Genomic DNA, 17,324 nt, shown 5'->3' with positions numbered 1-17,324 from the left:
CGGCGGCCGACGGCGGTAAGAACTGCGTAAAAGGGCCGGCGAGAAGGACCGCGCAGCGTCGTTGGGGCATAATCGAGTGAGGCGGCCGCGCGGCGGCGCGGCGCCCGACGACGAACGAAAGGTCACGCCATGCCTGCGATTCTCACCCACGACCTCTTCGGCCGCAGCGTCCTCGAGGACGTCTGCGACCTGCTCCCGCTGCGCACCAACGCCGAGCAGGAGGCGTTCCTGCTGGGCAACCAGGGCCCCGACCCGCTGTTCTACCTGGTCGTCGACCCGCTGATGCGCAAGTGGTCGCCGCTGGGGGGCGCGATGCACGAGTCGAGCCCGGCCGAGGTGCTTCTCGCCATGCGCGAGGCCGCCGCGCGCCTGGAGGGTCGCGAGGGGCAGATCGCGCGCGCCTACGTGGCGGGATTTGCGTGCCACTGGCTGCTCGACTCCACGGTGCACCCCTTCGTCTACTTCTGGCAGAACGGGATCTGCGCCGCGGGCGTGCCGGGGCTGGACGCCTCGGCCGGCTCGCGCGTTCACGCCGAGATCGAGCGTGACATCGACGAGATGGTGCTCTACTCGCTCACGGGCAAGACCGTCGAGGACTGGCGCCCGCACGACAACGCGCTCGCGGCCTCGCGCCAGGCGCTCGACGCCATCAACAAGCTCTACTTCTACATGGCGCTGTGGGTGTACGGGCGCGCCATCGACCCGCGCACCTTCTCCACGGCCGTGGTGGAGTTCCGCCTGGTGCAGCGCGTGTTCGACTCGCCGTCGGGCCGGAAGCGCGCCGCGCTCGGCACGCTCGAGCGCGCGCTCACCCGCGAGCCCTTCTCGCTGGTGAGGTCGATGTCGCACCGCGCCCGCGCCGAGGAGGCCTCGGACTTCGACAACCGCGAGCACCGCGGCTGGGAGAACCCCTTCACGCACGAGGCGAGCCGCGCGAGCTTCTGGGACCTCTTCGACTCGGCCCGCGGGCGCGTCCTGCCCACGGTCGACGAGCTTCTGCTCTCAGACGAGTTCGACCTTGCGGCCGCGCGCGAGCTCACGCGCGACGTCAACTTCGAGGGCGCGGTGCGCGAGCCGCAGGGAAGGGACGGCGTGCGTACGTGGTAGCCCCCGCAGGCGGCCCCGCTGCCGTCCCCAGCCCGCCGCCGGCCTCCTCCGAGGCCACGCGCCATGTGATGCAGGCCAACCGCAGCAAGAACACCAAGCCCGAGCTGCTCGTCCGCGCGGCGCTGCGCGAGGCGGGGCTCACGGGCTATCGCCTGCACTGGAAGAAGGCCCCGGGCCGTCCCGACGTGTGCTTCCCGGGCCGGCGCGTGGCGGTCTTCGTCCACGGCTGCTTCTGGCACCGCTGCCCGCACTGCTCCCCGTCGCGCCCCAAGACGCACCCCGAGTTCTGGGAGGCGAAGTTCGCGCGCAACCGCGAGCGGGACGAGCGCGACAACGCGCTGCTCGTCTCGGCCGGCTGGACCGTCATCGTGGTCTGGGAGTGCCGCCTGCGCCGCGCCTCGCGGGAGCGGACGCTCGCCGAGCTCGTCGAGGAGGTGCGCCGCGCGCGCGAGGGGATGGGCGCCCCGCGCGTGGTGGAGGTGGGGTCGCCGGGCGCCTGGCGCCTCCGGCGGCTGCGCGCGAGACGCCGCTCGCGGCGCCGCTAGCCCTTCTCGCCCGCCCGGGGCGACCGCTCGCCCGTGCGGGGCGGCCCCGCGCGCCGGCCGTCTGCTAGGCTGGGGGCGAGGAGGGGCACGCCGCCGTTCGTTCAGGAGGGTTCTGAGACCATGTCAACCTACGTCTTCTCGGACGTGCACGGCCACCGCCTGCCCCTCGAGCGCGCCCTCGAGCGCGTGAGCCCGTCGGAGGGCGACCGCTTCTTCTGCCTCGGTGACATGATCGACCGCGGGCCCGACCCGGTGGGCGTGCTGCGCGTGTGCCGCTCCCTGCCGGGGGCGTGCGCGCTCATGGGCAACCACGAGGACCTCATGGTCTCGTGCCTGAGCGACCCGCGCGACCCGCTCGCCGCCATGAACTGGGGCCTCAACGGGGGCGCCGCGACCTCGGAGGGGCTCGCGGCGATCTCGGCCGACGAGGCCAACGAGCTCGTGGACTGGGTGCGCTCCCTCCCGCGCTGGGCCCAGGCCGTGGTCGGCGGCCGGCGCTACCTGCTCGTGCACGCGGGGGTGCGACTCGGCGCGCGCGTGCCCGAGGCCTGGGACGACGCCTCCGCCGCGGCGTGGCTGGACGCCCAGGACCCCGAGGACCTCTCCTGGATCCGCGAGGAGTTCTGGGGCGCCCCCGAGGGGCTCTCGGGCGCGGGCGGGGACGGCCCGGTCGTGGTGGCTGGCCACACGCCGACGCCCTACCTCGAGCGCATGGCCGCGAGCCTCGACCGCCCGGCGCTCGCCTCCGACGGCCGGGCGCGCATGGTGCGCGTCGGCGCGGACCGATGGGACATCGACTGCTGCGCCGCGGGAGGCTCCGGCATCGGGCAGGTGCTCGTGCTGCGCCTCGACGACGGCGAGGAGTTCTACGAGCCCGTGCGCGACGGCGAGTGACGCGCTTCTGCACGTTTGGGGACGGCCCGCAAACGCGCGCGAACGTGTGCGACAATTGTGGCTGCCCTAAACGAGCCACAACCGCAGCAAGGTAGACACAGAGCATGAGCCTCACCACCAGCGCCCGCGCCGCAGACCTCCTGCACGGAGCGCTCGACACCATCGCAGAGAGGGACGGCTGGGTCCGCCCCGTCCGCTTCGCGCCGGAGCAGCTGCGCGCCCTCGGGAGCGTGCGCGCCTGGCACCCCGGCTACTACCGCCAGCTCGCCGCCTGCACCGCGGGCGTGTGCCTGGAGTTCGAGACCGACGCCACGCGCGTGGGCCTGGAGCTGCGCATGGGGCAGACCCCGCGCGGCACCCGCTCCGTCATCCAGGACGTGGAGCGCCACACCGGCGTCTCGGGCGCGCCCCACGACGGGGTGACGGCCGTGATCGACGGCCGCGCGCTGCCCACCTGCCTGCCCGACGAGGACGACCTCGTGGAGATCTACCTCGAGGACCCGGGCGCCGCCCCCGAGCGCGGCCTCGTGCGCCTGCCGGGCATGGGGGAGCCCCACCACGTGCGCGTCTGGCTGCCGTGCCTCTCGCCGTGCTCGGTGCGCGGGCTCACCCACGACGGCACCTACCTCACGGCCGTGCCCGAGCGCGAGCAGCTGCTCGTGCTCGGCGACTCCATCGCGCAGGGCTACGTGTGCGGCGACCCGGCCCGGTGCTGGACGGCGCTTCTCGCCGACCACCTCGGCCTGGACCTCGTGAACCAGGGCGTGGGCGGGCAGGTCTTCCAGCCGGGCTCGCTCGCGGGGCTGCCCGAGCGCGTGCGCCCGGCGGCCATCGTCGTTGAGTACGGCGAGAACTACCGGTTCGAGCCGTGCGGGTCGTCCATGGTGGGGCGCGACGTGCGGACCTTCCTCTACGAGGTCTCGGAGGCCTGGCCGGAGGTGCCCACCTGGGTCCTCACCTGCCCGCCGCACATCGAGGAGGCCTACCCCACGCACCCGCGCAGCTGCGCCGCGCTCGTGGACGACATGATCCGCGGCTCGGCCGCCGAGCACCCCCAGATGCGCGTGGTGGACGCACGCGCGCTGCTCGACGAGGCCGAGCTGCCGGCCCTTCTCGCCGACGGCTGCGACCACCCGGGCACCGAGGGCAACCGCATGCTCTTCGAGCGGCTCTCCTTCGTGGTCGACGCCACGCGCGACGCGCCCGAGGCCCGCCGCGAGCGCGCGCTCGAGCTTGCCGAGAAGGCCGGCCAGGCGGGCTTTCCCGTGGCGGAGTGCCTGCGTCGCGGGCTCGGCGAGGTGCTCGTCGCCGAGAAGGGCGCGCTCGTGGCGGAGCTGCCCTTCGGCACGCGCCTCGTGATGGGGTCGAGCCGGCGCGAGGTGCGCCGCGCCCTCACCTGCCTGGGCCCGGGTCCCGGCGTGACGCTCGTCTGCGGCGGGCGCACGCTGGCGCGCGAGGTCGGCCGGGCCACGGGGCGCCACGTGAGCGCCTGCCACGTGGTGGTGTGGCCGGAGGGCGCCCCCGCGCCGGCCGCGGGCGCCGCGCGCGACATCCGGGTGCTCACGAGCGCCTACGCCGGGGCGATTCGCGGGTCCTACTCGCACGCGGAGTACCTCGCGCCCGGCGAGCTGGAGGCGGCCCTCGACGCCGGGGCGTTTCTCGGGGGCTTCGAGGCGGGTCGCCTCGTGGCGTTTGTCGGCGAGCACGCGGAGGGCGCGATGGGAGCGCTCGAGGTCGCCGAGGACCACCGCCGGCAGGGGTGGGGGACGGCGCTCGCGGCGGCCAAGGTCGCGCGCCACCTCGCGGCCGGCCAGACGCCCTGGGCCGAGGTGTGGCCGGACAACGAGGCGTCGCTCGCGCTCGAGCGCGCGATGGGCTTCGAGGTCCGTCCGGCCGACGAGTTCTGGGTCGTCGCCTAGGCGCTTCGCGGGCGGCCGCGCCCCGTAGGCCAAGGGCGGCCGCCGCGAGCCCGCGGCGCGCGCACTTCATCAAAGATTCACAAGCGATGCACTTTTGAGCCGCGGCTTTTGCGAATATCCGCGCCAACACCTACAATGCGCTGCGCAGAGACGTACGTGCGCCCGCACGCGGCGGGTGCCAGCGGGATCGGAGAGCAGAAAATGGCCAATCTGAGGGGACGCGCGCTCGAGCAGGAGTTCTGCGACATCGTGCGCGAGCTTGACGGAGACGCGGAGGGTCGCCAGGCAGGCGACTCCTACCTGACGTCCGTCCACCCCGTCACCAACCAGGATGACACCACCAACTGGGCGCTCACGCCGAAGATCCTCGGCTCCGCGGAGCTCGAGGTCCTGGGCGACGCCGCAGAGACCATGGGGCGCATCCTGGAGAAGGTCACGGCCCGCTACCTGTCCGACCCCGACTTCCGCGCCCTCTTCGGCCTGTCCGAGGCGGAGGAGGAGCTCGCGCTCGTGCCGACCGGCTACGAGCAGCTGATCCCGTTCGCCCGCCTCGACGTGCTGTTCGACGAGCAGACCGGCGACTTCCGCTTCGCCGGCGTCTCCACCGACAGCGCCATGGGCATGACCGCCTCGGTCGACGTGACGCGCGCCACGCAGCTCTCCGGCGCCTACCGCCGCTTCGCCGAGCGCCACCACGGCATCGAGACCTTCGACCTCGCCGACGGCGTCGTGGACGCCCTGCGCGAGACCTACTCGTCGTGGGCCAACTCCGACGCCGGCACCCACCACCCCGACCACCCGGTCGTGGGCATCGTGGACTACGCCGAGAGCGCCACGGAGGGCGAGATCGCCGCGCTCGTAGACCGCATGGCCGACGAGGGCGTCTTCGCGCGCTTCGTGGACATCCGCGACCTGCGCATCGAGGAGGCAGCCGGCGTGCGCCGCCTCGTCGACTCCGAGGGCCCGATCGTGTGCGTCTACCGCCGCGCGCTCGTGGGAGAGATGCTCGAGAAGCCCTGCGACGGGGTCGACGCCCTCGTCGAGGCCGCCCGCCGCGGGCTCGCCTGCGTGATCGGCGGCTTCCGCACCTGGCCGGTCTCCACGACCGCGCTCTTCCCCGTCCTCTCCTCCGACGCCGTCGAGTCCGTGCTCGACGCCCAGGAGCTCGCCTTCGTGCGCGCCCACGTGCCCGAGGCGCACGTCCTTCGCCACGGCGACGACATCAACCGCTACCTCGCCGAGCAGGACGAGTGGCTCGTGCGTCCCGCCGGGGCCTACCGCGCCCCCGAGTCGGTCGCCGGCGTGGACCGCATGGACCGCGACGAGTGGTGGCGCGTCCTTCTCGCCTGCTGCGAGGAGGGCGGCGTGGTCATCCACCGCGACCCGTCCTTCCAGACCCCCGCGGTCGTCGGCGGCGACAGCCCGACGGGCGCCCGTGGTGGCGAGGAGGTCAGCGTGAGCAACCTGCTCGGGCTCTACCTCTTCCGCGGCAAGTTCGGCGGCGTGTACGCCCGCGGCGGCTACGAGGGCGTCATGGGCGACTGGGGGCAGCGCCTCGACATGGGCGTCCTCGTCGTGCGCGACTAGGGACCGTCCCGCGATGGCCGAGCTGACCAACAGGCTCGCGCCCGGCCTTACCGGGCGCCTCTCCGAACGCGCGACGCGCGTCGTGTCCGAGCGGCTCGCGTCGGGCTCGCTCGCGCCCTTCGCCTGCCACGACGCCTCGGCCATCCGCCGCGACCCGTGCGACCGCGACCGCGACACCTTCCTGCGCCCCGCCTTCGTGCGTGACGCCGAGAAGGTCGTCCACCTCCCGGCCTACAACCGCCTTGCGGGCAAGACCCAGGTCTTCTCCTTCCGCGCCAACGACGACCTCGCACGCCGTGGCCTCCACGTGCAGCTCGTGGCGCGCGTCGCGCGCGACATCGGGCGCGCGCTCGGGCTCAACCTCGACCTCATCGAGGCCATCGCGCTCGGCCACGACCTCGGCCACACGCCCTTCGGCCACGCGGGCGAGCGCTTCCTGAACGACGTCTTCCACGCGCGCACCGGGCGGTGGTTCTTCCACAACGTCCAGAGCGCCCGCGTCCTGGACGAGCTCGCCGGCCGCAACGTGAGCCTGCAGGTCATCGACGGCGCGCTCACCCACAACGGGGAGTTCGAGCAGCAGGTCTTCGAGACGAGCGGCCTCGCGACGTTCGACACCTTCGAGCGCGTGGTGGCCTCGTGCTGGGCAAAGGGCGACGCCGCGATCTCCCACCTGCGCCCGATGACGCTCGAGGGCTGCGTGGTGCGCGTCTCCGACATCATCGCCTACGTGGGCAAGGACCGCCAGGACGCCATCCGGGCCGGAATCTGCTCCGAGGACAGCTTTGACGACGGCCTCGGCGGGGCCTACAACGCCTGGGCGCTCTCGGCCTTCGTGGCCGACATCGTCGAGGCGAGCGCCGGCCGGGACCGCATCGAGATGAGCGAGGAGGGCTTCTCGGAGCTGCGCCGCGCCAAGCGCGAGAACTACGAGAAGATCTACGGTGCCGGCGAGGTCAACGGGGACTTCTCCGCCGAGGTCGCCGAGCTCTTCGGCGAGCTCTACGAGCACGAGCTGGAGGCGCTTGCCGCAGGCGACGAGTCCGCGGCCATCTTTGCCCACCACGTGCGCCCGACCGAGCGGCGCCTGGGCTGGTACGGGCGCACCTACGACTGGGAGGCGGACCCCGACCAGACGGTGGTCGACTTCATCTCCTCGATGACTGACGACTACTTCATGGCCACGTGCGCGGCGGCGTTTCCCCACGTCGCCGGCATCTTCCCGAGCCGCGGGTACTTCTCGGACGGCGTGAGGGCCTAGCGGCGGCCCCCTCCCGCACGCGCAGGTTCCGGACGCTTTCCGTCCCCAAGTCGACCACAAGCCGCACGCACCTCTCGTACGCGCAGGTTCCGGACGCTTTGGCGAGAAGAATCGTCCGCAAGCCGCACGTTCTTCTCGCAAGCAGATTCCGTGGCCCGGAGCGTGCGCCGCGAGGGGTTTGTCCCCGGCGCAGTTCTTCGCGCAGCGAAGCTGTTTGAGCACGGGGACAAACCCCTCGCGGCGTCGCCCCGCGCGATGGCGTACAATCGTTCCCATGGATACCTTGTTCACGCGCATAGAGACCGCGCGCAAAAACAGCAACGCCCCGCTCGCCGTCCGCATGCGGCCCACCACGCTCGACGGCTTCGTCGGCCAGGCCAAGGCCGTGGGGCCGGGCAGCTGGCTGAGGCGCGCCATCGAGCACGACACGCTCTCGTCGGTCATCCTGTACGGCCCGGCCGGAACGGGCAAGACGACGCTGGCGCGCATCATCGCCAACACCACGCACGCCGAGTTCGTGGACGTCTCCGCCGTCACGGGGACCGTCAAGGACCTGCGCCGCGAGATAGAGGCCGCCGAGAGCCGCCTGCTGTCCTTCGGCCGGCGCACCATCCTCTTTGTGGACGAGATCCACCGCTTCAACCGCGGGCAGCAGGACGCGCTGCTCCACGCCGTGGAGGACCGCACCGTCGTGCTCGTGGGGGCCACGACGGAGAACCCCTACTTCGAGGTCAACTCCGCGCTCATCTCCCGCAGCCGCGTGGTGGAGCTCACGGCCCTCGACGACGACTCGATCCGCGAGCTCGTCAGCCGCGCCGTGGCGTCTCCCGACGGCCTGGGCGGGGCCTTCGAGCTCACTCCCGAGGCGGCCGACGAGATCGTCACGCTCGCCGGCGGTGACGGGCGCGCGGCCCTCACCTCGCTCGAGCTCGCCAGCCAGATGGTGGACGAGAGGCCCGACGGCACGCCGGCCCCCATCCTGCGCGAGCACGTGGTCGAGGCCAACCCGCGGCGCGGGCTCGCCTACGACCGAGATGGCGACATGCACTACGACGTCATCTCCGCCTTCATCAAGTCCATGCGCGGGTCCGACCCGGACGCCGTGCTCTACTGGCTCGCGCGCATGCTCGACGCCGGCGAGGACCCCAAGTTCATCGCGCGCCGCATCATGATCTGCGCCTCCGAGGACGTGGGCAACGCCGACCCGCAGGCCCTTCTCGTCGCCCACGCCGCGTTTCGGGCCACCGAGGTCATCGGCATGCCCGAGTGCCGCATCAACCTGGCGCAGGCCGCCACCTACGTGGCCCTGGCGCCCAAGTCCAACGCCGCGGAGGCCGGCATCGACGCCGCACTCGAGGAGGTGCGCCGCGGGCCCCGCCGCGAGGTGCCGAGCTACCTGCGCGACCGCCACCGGCCGGGCTCGGACGAGTACGGCCCCTACCTCTACCCGCACAACTACCCGGGAGGATGGGTGGAGCAGCGCTACCTGCCCGAGGGGCTCGAGCGGGGGTGCTTCTACCACGCGAGCCCGCGCGGCTGGGAGGCCTGGCGCCAGGAGGCGATCGGGCGCGACGTGGCCGACGCGCTCGGCGCCGCTGAGGGCCCGTCCCCGGCCGCCGGAATCGGGGGGACCCCACTTGGGTAGAATAGGACTTCAGGGAGAGGCGCCCCCGCGGGCGCGCTGAGGAGGAACCATGGACTACCTGCAGATCGCACTCGTCGTGCTCGCCGTGGCGGGCGTGTGGGCCGCCGTGGAGGTCGCGCTGACCATGCGCTCGGCGCGCCGCGACATCGACAAGCTCACCACCTCGGCAAACGAGGTCATCGAGCAGGCCCAGCCCATCGTGGCCAAGCTTGACGGCATCATGGACGAGCTCGAGCCCGCCTCCAAGCGCGTCGTCCCCGTGATCGAGAAGGCCGAGGCGACCCTCGACTCCGCCAACGCCTCGCTCGAGCGCGTCGGCGGCATCCTCGAGGACGTCTCCTCGGTCTCCGGCACCGCCTCGACCGTCACCGGGGCCGTCAACCGCGTCGCCGAGAGCGCCGCGTCGGGCGTGGCGAGCGTCGTCTCGCGCCTGAGGGGCGCGACCTCCGACGAGGTGGCCCGCCTCGACGCGCACGCCGAGGGCGGCCGCGCCGACGAGGCCCCGCGCGACGAGGCGCCGACCCGCTACGTCGACTACGCCGAGGTGGCCCCCGCCCCCGAGCGCGCCGCCGACTCCGCCGCAGACGCCGAGTAGGAGAGACGATGGAAACCAAGAACGTGCAGCTGACCATCCCCGCCGAGGCCGCCTTCGCGCGCTGCGTGCGCATGACCGCCTCGGCGCTCGCCGTCAGCTGCGACATGAGCGTCGAGGACGTCGAGGACGTCCGCATGATTGCCGAGGAGGGCTTCGTGTACGCGTGCGCCACGGACCCCGGGGCGGTCGACGTGGCCTTCACGCTCGGTGCCAGCGCCATCACGATGGACTTCTCGCTCGGCGGGCTCGAGGCCGACGACGACTCGACCGAGCTCGTCGAGGTCCTTCTCGACGCCGTGTGCGACGAGTTCACCTTCGTCGACGACGGCGCGACGCTGCACCTGGTCAAGCGGGCGGAAGGCACCCATGGAGAGTAGGGGAGGCGCCGAGCGCAGGGACGACGACCGCGCCGAGCTCGCCGAGCGGGCCTCCGCCCGTCGGATGCGCCGCGTCCGCTCCGGGCACACCGCCTGGGACAAGGACCGCACCCGCGAGCTCTTCCGCCGCTACAAGCAGGAGGGTGACGCCGAGGCGCGCGACCAGCTCATCGTCAGCCACATCAACCTCGTGCGCTACCTCGCCTCCAAGTTCAAGAACCGCGGCGAGTCGCTCGAGGACCTCGTCCAGGTGGGCACGATCGGCCTCATCAAGGCGATCGACCGCTTTGACCCGGAGCGCGGGCTCGAGTTCACCACCTACGCCACGCCCACCGTCATGGGCGAGATCAAGCGCCACTTCCGCGACAAGGGCTGGTCGGTGCGCGTCCCGCGCCGCCTGCAGGAGCTCTCCGCCAAGATCAACGTGGCGACCGACGAGCTGACCAACGCGCTGCAGAGGAGCCCCTCGGTCGCCGAGATCGCCGAGCACGTGGGCGCCTCGGTCGACGAGGTGCTCGAGGCGATCGAGTCCTCCGCCGCCTACAGCTCCGTGCCGCTCGAGGGCGGCGGGTCGGGCGAGGACGACGAGAGCCCCGCGGTCATCGACCACTACGCGACCGAGGACGCAGACCTCGCCGCGTCCGACGACCGCATGGTGCTCGAGCAGGCCATCGCGGACTTCTCGCCGCGCGAGCGCGACGTCATCCGCATGCGCTTCGTGGAGGGCCTCACGCAGGTGGAGATAGCCGAGCGGCTCGGCGTCTCCCAGGTGCAGGTGTCGAGGCTGCTGCGCCGCACCCTGCGCCGCATCCAGGACAAGATCGACCCGGAGGGGATCGGGGTCGCCTAGGTCCGCGCCTGCGCGCCGCGGTGCGGACACGAGAGGAGAGACATGGGCCAGTCGAGGGAGGGGGGCGCCCGCCTCGCCTTCGTGCGCGTGTGGACGGTCGTGGGGGTCCTCGTCGTCGCGGCGGTCGTGCTCGCCGTGCTGGACAGGCTCTCGAGCGTCCTTCTGTTCCTCGCCGTCGGCTGCCTCGCCGCCTACGTCGCCTCGCCGCTCGTCAACCTGCTCTCGCGTCACCGCGTGCCGCGCGGCGTCGCGTCGATCGTGGGCGTCGTGGTGGTGGCGCTCGCCGTGGTGCTGCTCTTCTCGCTCATCATCCCGCTGTTCTTCTCGCAGATGACCGACCTCCTGAGCGACCTCCCCGCGCGCATCTCGGGGCTCGGCTCGTGGGCGGCGGGGCTCGAGCGCCAGTACGACCTCTTCCAGCAGATCGGCGAGTACGTCGACACCGGGGCGCTCGTCAGCTCGCTGCAGAGCATGCTCACCGGGCTCGTCTCTGCGCTGCTCTCCGCGATCAGCAACGGGCTCGTTCCCGCCGTGAGCAACATCGCCTCGACGGTGTTCACGGTGTTTCTCGGCCTGGTCTTCGCGTTCTGGCTCGTGTGCGACTACCCGCGCATCAACGAGGAGATCTGCCTCGTGCTGGGCCCGCGCCGCGCGGACGACTACCGCGTGACGCTCGCCGTGGTCTCGCGCTCCGTGGGAGGCTACCTGCGCTCCACCCTCATCGACTCGCTGATCCAGGGCAGCCTCGCCTGCGTGGGCTTCATGCTCGCCGGCCACCCCTACGCCGGGCTCATGGGCGTGCTCTCCGGCGTGCTGAACTTCGTCCCGGTCGTCGGCCCCTCGGTCTCCGCGATCATCGCCACCGGCGTGGCGCTCTTCTACAGCCCGACGATGGCCTTCTGGACGATGGTGGCCGCCATGGTGGCGCAAAACGTCACCGACAACCTCATTGTGCCGCGCATCAACCAGTCCACGATGCAGATCCACCCCGTCCTGTCGCTGCTCGCCATCATGGTGGGCTCCGCTCTCATGGGGCCGCTCGGCATGGTGGTGGCCATCCCGCTGTGCGCCATCGCCAAGGGCCTCTTCGTCTTCTACTTCGAGACGCGCTCGGGCGAGCAGATCGTCTCGTATGACGGCGCGCTGTTCAGGGGGACGCCCTTCCACGACGGGGAGGGGAGGCCCGTTCCCGCGAGCGACGCCCTCGGGGAGGAGCGCTTCGCGGAGTCCGAGATCATGCCCGCCCCGCGCGACAGGGCGGACGCCACGGCGGCGCCGCGGCCGGACAGCCCCTGGAAGCGGCTCTGGGACCGCCTCGGCGCTCGCCGCGGCGGCGGGGACGACTCCGGCGCCGAGTCGTAGGAGCGTGCGGACGGTCTTCTCGGCGGAGCGTCTGCGCGTGCCCACGGGTGCTGGCTGTGGGCGCGCAGCGACGCTTTCACGCGGCAAAATGACGGTTTGTGCCTACAATTGCCGGCCGTAGGAGCAAAACGACAGTTCTGAGCTCCAGAGTGTCGCTTGGCTCCTACACGCCGTGACGGGCGAGAAGGACCGCGAGGTTCTTCTCGCCGCGTCGCTCGCGCTATAATGTCGCGGTTACACACGAGCCAGCACCCAACCTGGGGGAGACACATGAGCACCGCCGACTACAAGACCATGACCACCGCCGAGATCCGCGAGGACTTCCTCCGGTTCTTCGAGGAGAAGGGCTGCAAGCTCTGCCCGTCCTCCTCGCTCGTCCCGGACGACCCGTCGCTTCTGCTCACCAACGCGGGCATGAACCAGTTCAAGGAGTACTACCAGGGCAAGAGGACCATGGCCGAGATCGGCGCCACGTCCTGCCAGAAGTGCCTGCGCACCAACGACATCGACAACATCGGCGACGCCACGCACCTCTCCTTCTTCGAGATGCTCGGCAACTTCTCCTTCGGCGGCTACTCCAAGGCCGACGCCATCGCCTGGGCCTACGACTTCATCACGAGCCCCGAGCACCTGGGCCTGCCCAAGGAGCGCCTCTACATGACCGTCTTCGAGGACGACGACGAGGCGATCGAGCTCTGGCACGAGCAGGGCGTCCCCTACGACCACATCTCGCGCCTCGGCGCCGACGACAACTTCTGGGCGGCCGGTCCCACCGGCCCGTGCGGCCCGTGCTCCGAGATCTACTTCGACCAGGGCGAGGAGTTCGGCTGCGGCGGCGAGCACTGCGGCCCGGGCTGCGACGACTGCGACCGCTTCCTGGAGTTCTGGAACCTCGTCTTCACGCAGTACGACCGCCAGGAGGACGGCTCGATGCCCGACCTCCCGCACAAGAACATCGACACCGGCATGGGCCTCGAGCGCATCGCGGCCATCATGCAGCACAAGTCCACCAACTACGACGGCGACCTGCTGCGCGGCCTCATCGGCGTGGGCGAGCGCCTCTCCGGCGTGACCTACGGCGCCGAGGCCGGGCGCGACCGCAGCCTGCGCATCCTGGCCGACCACGCGCGCGCCGTCACCTTCATGATCGGCGACGGCATCATCCCGGGCAACGAGGGCCGCGGCTACGTGCTGCGCCGCCTGCTGCGCCACGCCGTCTACCACGGCCGCATCCTCGGGATCGAGGGCGCGTTCCTCGGCACCTACGTCGACGAGGTCTGCCGCCTGATGGGCGACGTCTACCCGGCCATCGTGGAGAACCACGCGCTCATCGAGGGCATCGTGCACGCCGAGGAGGAGCGCTTCTCGGCCACGCTCGACGCCGGCGAGCAGAGCCTCAACGCGGAGCTGGACGCGCTGTCCGACGGCGCCGTCCTGCCCGGCGAGGTGGCCTTCAAGCTGCACGACACCTACGGCTTCCCGATCGACCTCACGCGCGAGATCGCCGAGGCCGCCGGCCACGCCGTGGACATGGATGCCTTCGACGCCTGCATGACCGAGCAGCGCGAGCGCGCCCGCGCCTCCGCCAACCGCGACGCCTGGGGCACCTTCAACGACGTCTGGACCGAGCTCTCCGACACGCTGGCGGCCACCGAGTTCGTGGGCTACGAGGCGAACGAGTCCGCCGCTCGCGTCCTCGCCATCGTGGAGGGCGGCGCCTCCGTCGAGCGCGCCGAGGCCGGCGCCGAGGTCGAGGTGGTTCTCGACGTCACGCCGTTCTACGCCGAGATGGGCGGCCAGTGCGGCGACACGGGCTCCATCGCCGCCGCCGGCGCGCGCCTGCGCGTGACGGGCACGCACGCCAAGGGCGGCCTCTACGCGCACGCCGCCGTGGTGGAGGAGGGCGCGCTCGCCGTGGGCGACGAGGTCACGGCTGCCATCGACGCCGGGCGCCGCGAGCTCATCCGCCGCAACCACACCGCCACGCACCTGCTGGACGCCGCGCTCAAGAAGGTCCTGGGCGCCCACGTCTCCCAGGCCGGCTCGCTCGTGGCCCCCGACCGCCTGCGCTTCGACTTCACGCACTTCGAGGCCATGACCGCCGAGCAGCTCGCCCGCGTGGAGGGCCTGGTGAACGCGGAGATCTTCGCCGCCGAGCCCATCGTCACGCGCGTCATGGGCCTCGACCAGGCCAAGGCCTCCGGCGCCGTGGCCCTCTTTGGCGAGAAGTACGGCGACGTCGTGCGCGTGGTCTCCACCGGCGAGTCCGACGAGCCCTTCTCGCGCGAGCTGTGCGGCGGCACCCACGCCCGCAACACCGCCGACCTGGGCCTGTTCAAGATCGTCTCCGAGAGCTCCGTGGGCTCCAACGCCCGCCGCATCGAGGCCGTGACCTCGATGGGAGCCATCGAGTACCTCGACGAGCGCCTGCTCGTCCTCGACGAGGCGGCCCACGAGCTCAAGTGCCGCCCGGACGCGGTGGCCGAGCGCGTGGCGTCCCTCGGCCAGGAGCTGCGCGAGACGCGCAAGGCCCTCGAGGCCGCCACGACCGGCGCCGGCGCCGGCAAGGTCGCCGAGGCCTTCAAGGGCGCCGTGCAGATGGACGGCTACAAGGTGGTCGTTGCGCGCCTGGACGGCCTCTCGGGCAAGGAGATGCGCTCCGCCTGGGACGGCATCCGCGACGCCGCCGGCGGCGAGCCCGTTGCCTGCGTGATCGCCTCCGCCACGCCCGAGGGCAAGGTCGCCCTTCTCGCCGGCGGCACGGACGGGGCCGTGGAGCACGGCTTCTCCGCGGGCGCCGTCATCAAGGACGTCGCCGGCCTCGTGGGCGGCCGCGGCGGCGGCAAGCCGCAGATGGCCCAGGCCGGCGGCTCCGACCCGTCGGGCATCGACGCGGCGCTCGACGCGGCGCGCGCGGCGCTCGGGCTCAGGTAGCGCAGGCGGAGACGTGCGGGTCCTCGCGCTCGACATAGGGGAGGTGCGCGTGGGGGTGGCCGTGAGCGACCCCGAGGGCCGCGTCGCCTCCCCCGTGTGCGTCCTGCCCGCGGCCGAGGTCCTCGCCCACGCGCGGAGCTTCAGGCGCGTGCTCGAGGACTGGGAGCCCGAGGTCCTTCTCGCCGGGCTGCCCATGACGCTCGCCGGCGAGGAGGGGCCCCAGGCTCAGCGCATCAAGGATGCAGCCCATAGGATTGCGGCTTCCTGCGGACTTCCGCTGGAGTTTGCCGACGAGCGGCTCTCGTCGGCGGAGGCGAAGCGTATTCTGAGGGAGCAGGGTCTCACGGAGCGGGGCATGCGCGGCAGGGTGGACATGGTCGCGGCGTCCCTGTTCCTTCAGTCCTGGCTCGACGCCAGGCATATCTGAGAGGGCACGATGGCAGCACCCACCAACCGTCCCCCCCGTCGCGGGGGGTCCCACTTCGCAGGCGGATCCCGGGGCGGCGCGCACGCGGGCGACCCCACGCCTCACGCCCCCGCGGGCCCGTCCACGCAGGCGCGCGCGCCGCGCTCGGCGCTCGCCGGGGGCAGGGTCTCGAGCCGCACCGCCGCGGCGACCCAGCGCGCCGGCTCGGGCAACGTGCGGCGCCAGCAGGGCGGCGGGGGCGGCGGCCGCGTCGCCGCGATCGTCGGCGCCGTCGTGGCGGCGCTCGTCGTGGTGGGCCTCGCCGTGTTCGTCGTGGTCCCCGCCCTCACGGGCGGCAGCCAGGGGGACGCCACCCAGGAGGTCGTGCCCGGCAACCAGGTGACCATCACCATCCCCGAGGGCTCGGGCGCCGCCGCCGTGGCCGACCTGCTCTTCGACAACGGCGTCATCGCCAACAAGAGCGAGTTTCTCGCCCAGGTGCGCCGCACCGAGGCCGAGTCCTCCCTCAAGCCCGGCGCCTACAGCCTGACGACGGGCGCCGACCTCACGAGCATCATCGAGCTGCTCACCGCGGGCCCCAACGCCTCGACCGCGCAGCTCGTCATCCCCGAGGGCTACACGCTCGCGCAGATCGCCGCGACGGTCGAGGAGTCGCTCGGCATCTCCGCCTCCGACTTCACGGCGCAGGCGATGGCGGCCAACTACGTCGGCGACTACGCGTTTCTCGCCGACGCGGGCGACGGCACGCTCGAGGGCTACCTCTTCCCCAAGACCTACGACTTCTCCGGTCAGAGCGACCTCACGGCCGACGCCGTGATTCGCGCGATGCTCGACCAGTACCAGGCCGAGGTCGCCGGCATCGACTTCTCCGCGAGCGCGGCGCAGATCCAGAGCCGCTACGGCGTCACGATGAGCGAGCACGACATCATCACCCTCGCCTCGATCATCGAGCGCGAGGCGGGCTCCGACGAGCACCGCGCCGACGTGGCCTCCGTCTTCTACAACCGCCTGTCCACCGGCATGAACCTGCAGAGCGACGCCACGCTCGTCTACGAGCTCGGGCGCGACGTCACGGCGGCCGACCTCGAGGTCGACAGCGCCTACAACACCTACACGCGCGCCGGCCTCACGCCCACGCCGATCTGCTCGCCGGGCCTCGCGTCGATCCAGGCGGCCTGCAACCCCAACGACACGAGCTACTACTACTTCTTCCTGAGCGGCGACTACTCGGCGTTCTCCGAGACGCTGGCCGAGCACGAGGCGGCCATCGCCAACCGCCCGCAGGAGTAGCGCATGGGGTCGGTCTTTCGCGCCACGCGCTACGTGGCGTCGCTGCCGCTCGTCGACGTTGACGAGCTCGTGGGCGCCGGCGTCGAGCTCGTCCTGCTCGACCGCGACAACACGTGCGTCCCGCGCGACGTCGGCGAGCCCCCGGCCGAGGTCATGGCGTGGCTCGCGCGCGCCCGCGAGGCGGGGCTCTCGCTGTGCCTCGTGTCCAACAACTTTCACTCATCCCAGGTGGGCGAGACCGCGCGCCAGATGGGCTGCTCGGTGGTGGACCACGCGATGAAGCCCGCGCCGTTCGCCCTGCGCCGCGCGATGCGCCTGATGGGGGCGACGCCCGAGCGCACCGTGATGGTCGGCGACCAGGTCTTCACCGACGTCGTCGCCGGCAACCTCGCCGGCGTGCGGACTATCCTCGTGCGCCCGCAGTCGAGAAGCGACCTCTGGTACACGCACGTCTTCCGCCTCTTCGAGCGCCTCGCGCTGCGCGGCGCCCGCTTCGAGGGGGAGTAGGGCGCCTGCGTGCTGCCGCGAGGT

General features: G+C 72.1%; 15 protein-coding genes. All 15 read left to right on the top strand.

The window, feature by feature from the left end:
• Window positions 1-129 precede the first annotated feature (129 nt).
• Window positions 130-1,107: a zinc dependent phospholipase C family protein gene (locus tag B5F23_RS08620; RefSeq protein WP_087353818.1), complete on the top strand. Its 978-nt coding sequence runs from the start codon at window positions 130-132 to the stop codon at window positions 1,105-1,107.
• On the top strand, window positions 1,101-1,652 hold the full coding sequence (locus B5F23_RS08615) for a very short patch repair endonuclease (protein WP_241145841.1): 552 nt from the start codon (window positions 1,101-1,103) through the stop codon (window positions 1,650-1,652). The genes B5F23_RS08620 and B5F23_RS08615 overlap by 7 nt, the downstream gene beginning before the upstream one ends.
• Before the next feature lie 120 nt (window positions 1,653-1,772).
• Window positions 1,773-2,546 (top strand): metallophosphoesterase family protein, encoded by a 774-nt coding sequence (locus tag B5F23_RS08610; RefSeq protein WP_087353811.1) that lies wholly within the window; start codon window positions 1,773-1,775, stop codon window positions 2,544-2,546.
• A gap of 104 nt (window positions 2,547-2,650) precedes the next feature.
• Window positions 2,651-4,465: a GNAT family N-acetyltransferase gene (locus tag B5F23_RS08605; protein ID WP_087353809.1), complete on the top strand. Its 1,815-nt coding sequence runs from the start codon at window positions 2,651-2,653 to the stop codon at window positions 4,463-4,465.
• Window positions 4,466-4,666: 201 nt separating this feature from the next.
• A complete protein-coding gene (locus B5F23_RS08600) occupies window positions 4,667-6,052 on the top strand; it encodes a hypothetical protein (protein ID WP_087353806.1) in 1,386 nt (461 codons plus the stop codon).
• Window positions 6,053-6,065: 13 nt separating this feature from the next.
• Window positions 6,066-7,313 (top strand): deoxyguanosinetriphosphate triphosphohydrolase family protein, encoded by a 1,248-nt coding sequence (locus B5F23_RS08595; RefSeq protein ID WP_087353804.1) that lies wholly within the window; start codon window positions 6,066-6,068, stop codon window positions 7,311-7,313.
• A 274-nt stretch (window positions 7,314-7,587) separates the two neighbouring features.
• Window positions 7,588-8,958: a replication-associated recombination protein A gene (locus B5F23_RS08590; protein WP_087353800.1), complete on the top strand. Its 1,371-nt coding sequence runs from the start codon at window positions 7,588-7,590 to the stop codon at window positions 8,956-8,958.
• Window positions 8,959-9,007: 49 nt separating this feature from the next.
• Window positions 9,008-9,553 (top strand): DUF948 domain-containing protein, encoded by a 546-nt coding sequence (locus B5F23_RS08585; protein WP_087353797.1) that lies wholly within the window; start codon window positions 9,008-9,010, stop codon window positions 9,551-9,553.
• An 8-nt stretch (window positions 9,554-9,561) separates the two neighbouring features.
• Window positions 9,562-9,930 carry a hypothetical protein gene (locus tag B5F23_RS08580; protein ID WP_087353795.1) on the top strand — a complete coding sequence of 123 codons (369 nt, stop codon included), beginning with the start codon at window positions 9,562-9,564 and terminating at the stop codon, window positions 9,928-9,930.
• A gap of 64 nt (window positions 9,931-9,994) precedes the next feature.
• A complete protein-coding gene (locus B5F23_RS08575) occupies window positions 9,995-10,780 on the top strand; it encodes a SigB/SigF/SigG family RNA polymerase sigma factor (RefSeq protein WP_087354027.1) in 786 nt (261 codons plus the stop codon).
• A 42-nt stretch (window positions 10,781-10,822) separates the two neighbouring features.
• Window positions 10,823-12,142, top strand: coding sequence for an AI-2E family transporter (locus B5F23_RS08570; protein ID WP_087353791.1), 1,320 nt, complete (start codon window positions 10,823-10,825; stop codon window positions 12,140-12,142).
• Window positions 12,143-12,412: 270 nt separating this feature from the next.
• Entirely contained in the window at window positions 12,413-15,076 is a 2,664-nt protein-coding gene (gene alaS / locus B5F23_RS08565) for an alanine--tRNA ligase (RefSeq protein ID WP_087353788.1), read from the top strand.
• 13 nt (window positions 15,077-15,089) lie between these two features.
• The gene (gene ruvX / locus B5F23_RS08560; protein ID WP_087353785.1) at window positions 15,090-15,503 is read left to right on the top strand and encodes a Holliday junction resolvase RuvX; all 414 of its coding nucleotides are present in this window, start codon (window positions 15,090-15,092) and stop codon (window positions 15,501-15,503) included.
• 9 nt (window positions 15,504-15,512) lie between these two features.
• Window positions 15,513-16,793: an endolytic transglycosylase MltG gene (gene mltG / locus B5F23_RS08555; RefSeq protein WP_087353783.1), complete on the top strand. Its 1,281-nt coding sequence runs from the start codon at window positions 15,513-15,515 to the stop codon at window positions 16,791-16,793.
• A 3-nt stretch (window positions 16,794-16,796) separates the two neighbouring features.
• A complete protein-coding gene (locus tag B5F23_RS08550; protein WP_087353780.1) occupies window positions 16,797-17,300 on the top strand; it encodes a YqeG family HAD IIIA-type phosphatase in 504 nt (167 codons plus the stop codon).
• The last annotated feature ends 24 nt before the right edge of the window (window positions 17,301-17,324 follow it).

The organism is Olsenella sp. An188, assembly GCF_002160255.1.
In the GTDB taxonomy this organism is placed as follows: Bacteria; Actinomycetota; Coriobacteriia; order Coriobacteriales; family Atopobiaceae; genus Thermophilibacter; species Thermophilibacter avistercoris.
Note: the sequence above shows the minus strand (reverse complement) of the source record. Positions and strands in the feature narration are given on the sequence as shown.

What these genes read in the sequence shown, in the direction of transcription:
- B5F23_RS08620 (WP_087353818.1), top strand. Translation starts at nt 130, where the DNA reads ATGCCTGCGATTCTCACCCACGACCTCTTCGGCCGCAGCGTCCTCGAG.
- B5F23_RS08610 (WP_087353811.1), top strand. Translation starts at nt 1,773, where the DNA reads ATGTCAACCTACGTCTTCTCGGACGTGCACGGCCACCGCCTGCCCCTC.
- B5F23_RS08605 (WP_087353809.1), top strand. Translation starts at nt 2,651, where the DNA reads ATGAGCCTCACCACCAGCGCCCGCGCCGCAGACCTCCTGCACGGAGCG.
- B5F23_RS08600 (WP_087353806.1), top strand. Translation starts at nt 4,667, where the DNA reads ATGGCCAATCTGAGGGGACGCGCGCTCGAGCAGGAGTTCTGCGACATC.
- B5F23_RS08595 (WP_087353804.1), top strand. Translation starts at nt 6,066, where the DNA reads ATGGCCGAGCTGACCAACAGGCTCGCGCCCGGCCTTACCGGGCGCCTC.
- B5F23_RS08590 (WP_087353800.1), top strand. Translation starts at nt 7,588, where the DNA reads ATGGATACCTTGTTCACGCGCATAGAGACCGCGCGCAAAAACAGCAAC.
- B5F23_RS08585 (WP_087353797.1), top strand. Translation starts at nt 9,008, where the DNA reads ATGGACTACCTGCAGATCGCACTCGTCGTGCTCGCCGTGGCGGGCGTG.
- B5F23_RS08580 (WP_087353795.1), top strand. Translation starts at nt 9,562, where the DNA reads ATGGAAACCAAGAACGTGCAGCTGACCATCCCCGCCGAGGCCGCCTTC.
- B5F23_RS08575 (WP_087354027.1), top strand. Translation starts at nt 9,995, where the DNA reads ATGCGCCGCGTCCGCTCCGGGCACACCGCCTGGGACAAGGACCGCACC.
- B5F23_RS08570 (WP_087353791.1), top strand. Translation starts at nt 10,823, where the DNA reads ATGGGCCAGTCGAGGGAGGGGGGCGCCCGCCTCGCCTTCGTGCGCGTG.
- alaS (WP_087353788.1), top strand. Translation starts at nt 12,413, where the DNA reads ATGAGCACCGCCGACTACAAGACCATGACCACCGCCGAGATCCGCGAG.
- mltG (WP_087353783.1), top strand. Translation starts at nt 15,513, where the DNA reads ATGGCAGCACCCACCAACCGTCCCCCCCGTCGCGGGGGGTCCCACTTC.
- B5F23_RS08550 (WP_087353780.1), top strand. Translation starts at nt 16,797, where the DNA reads ATGGGGTCGGTCTTTCGCGCCACGCGCTACGTGGCGTCGCTGCCGCTC.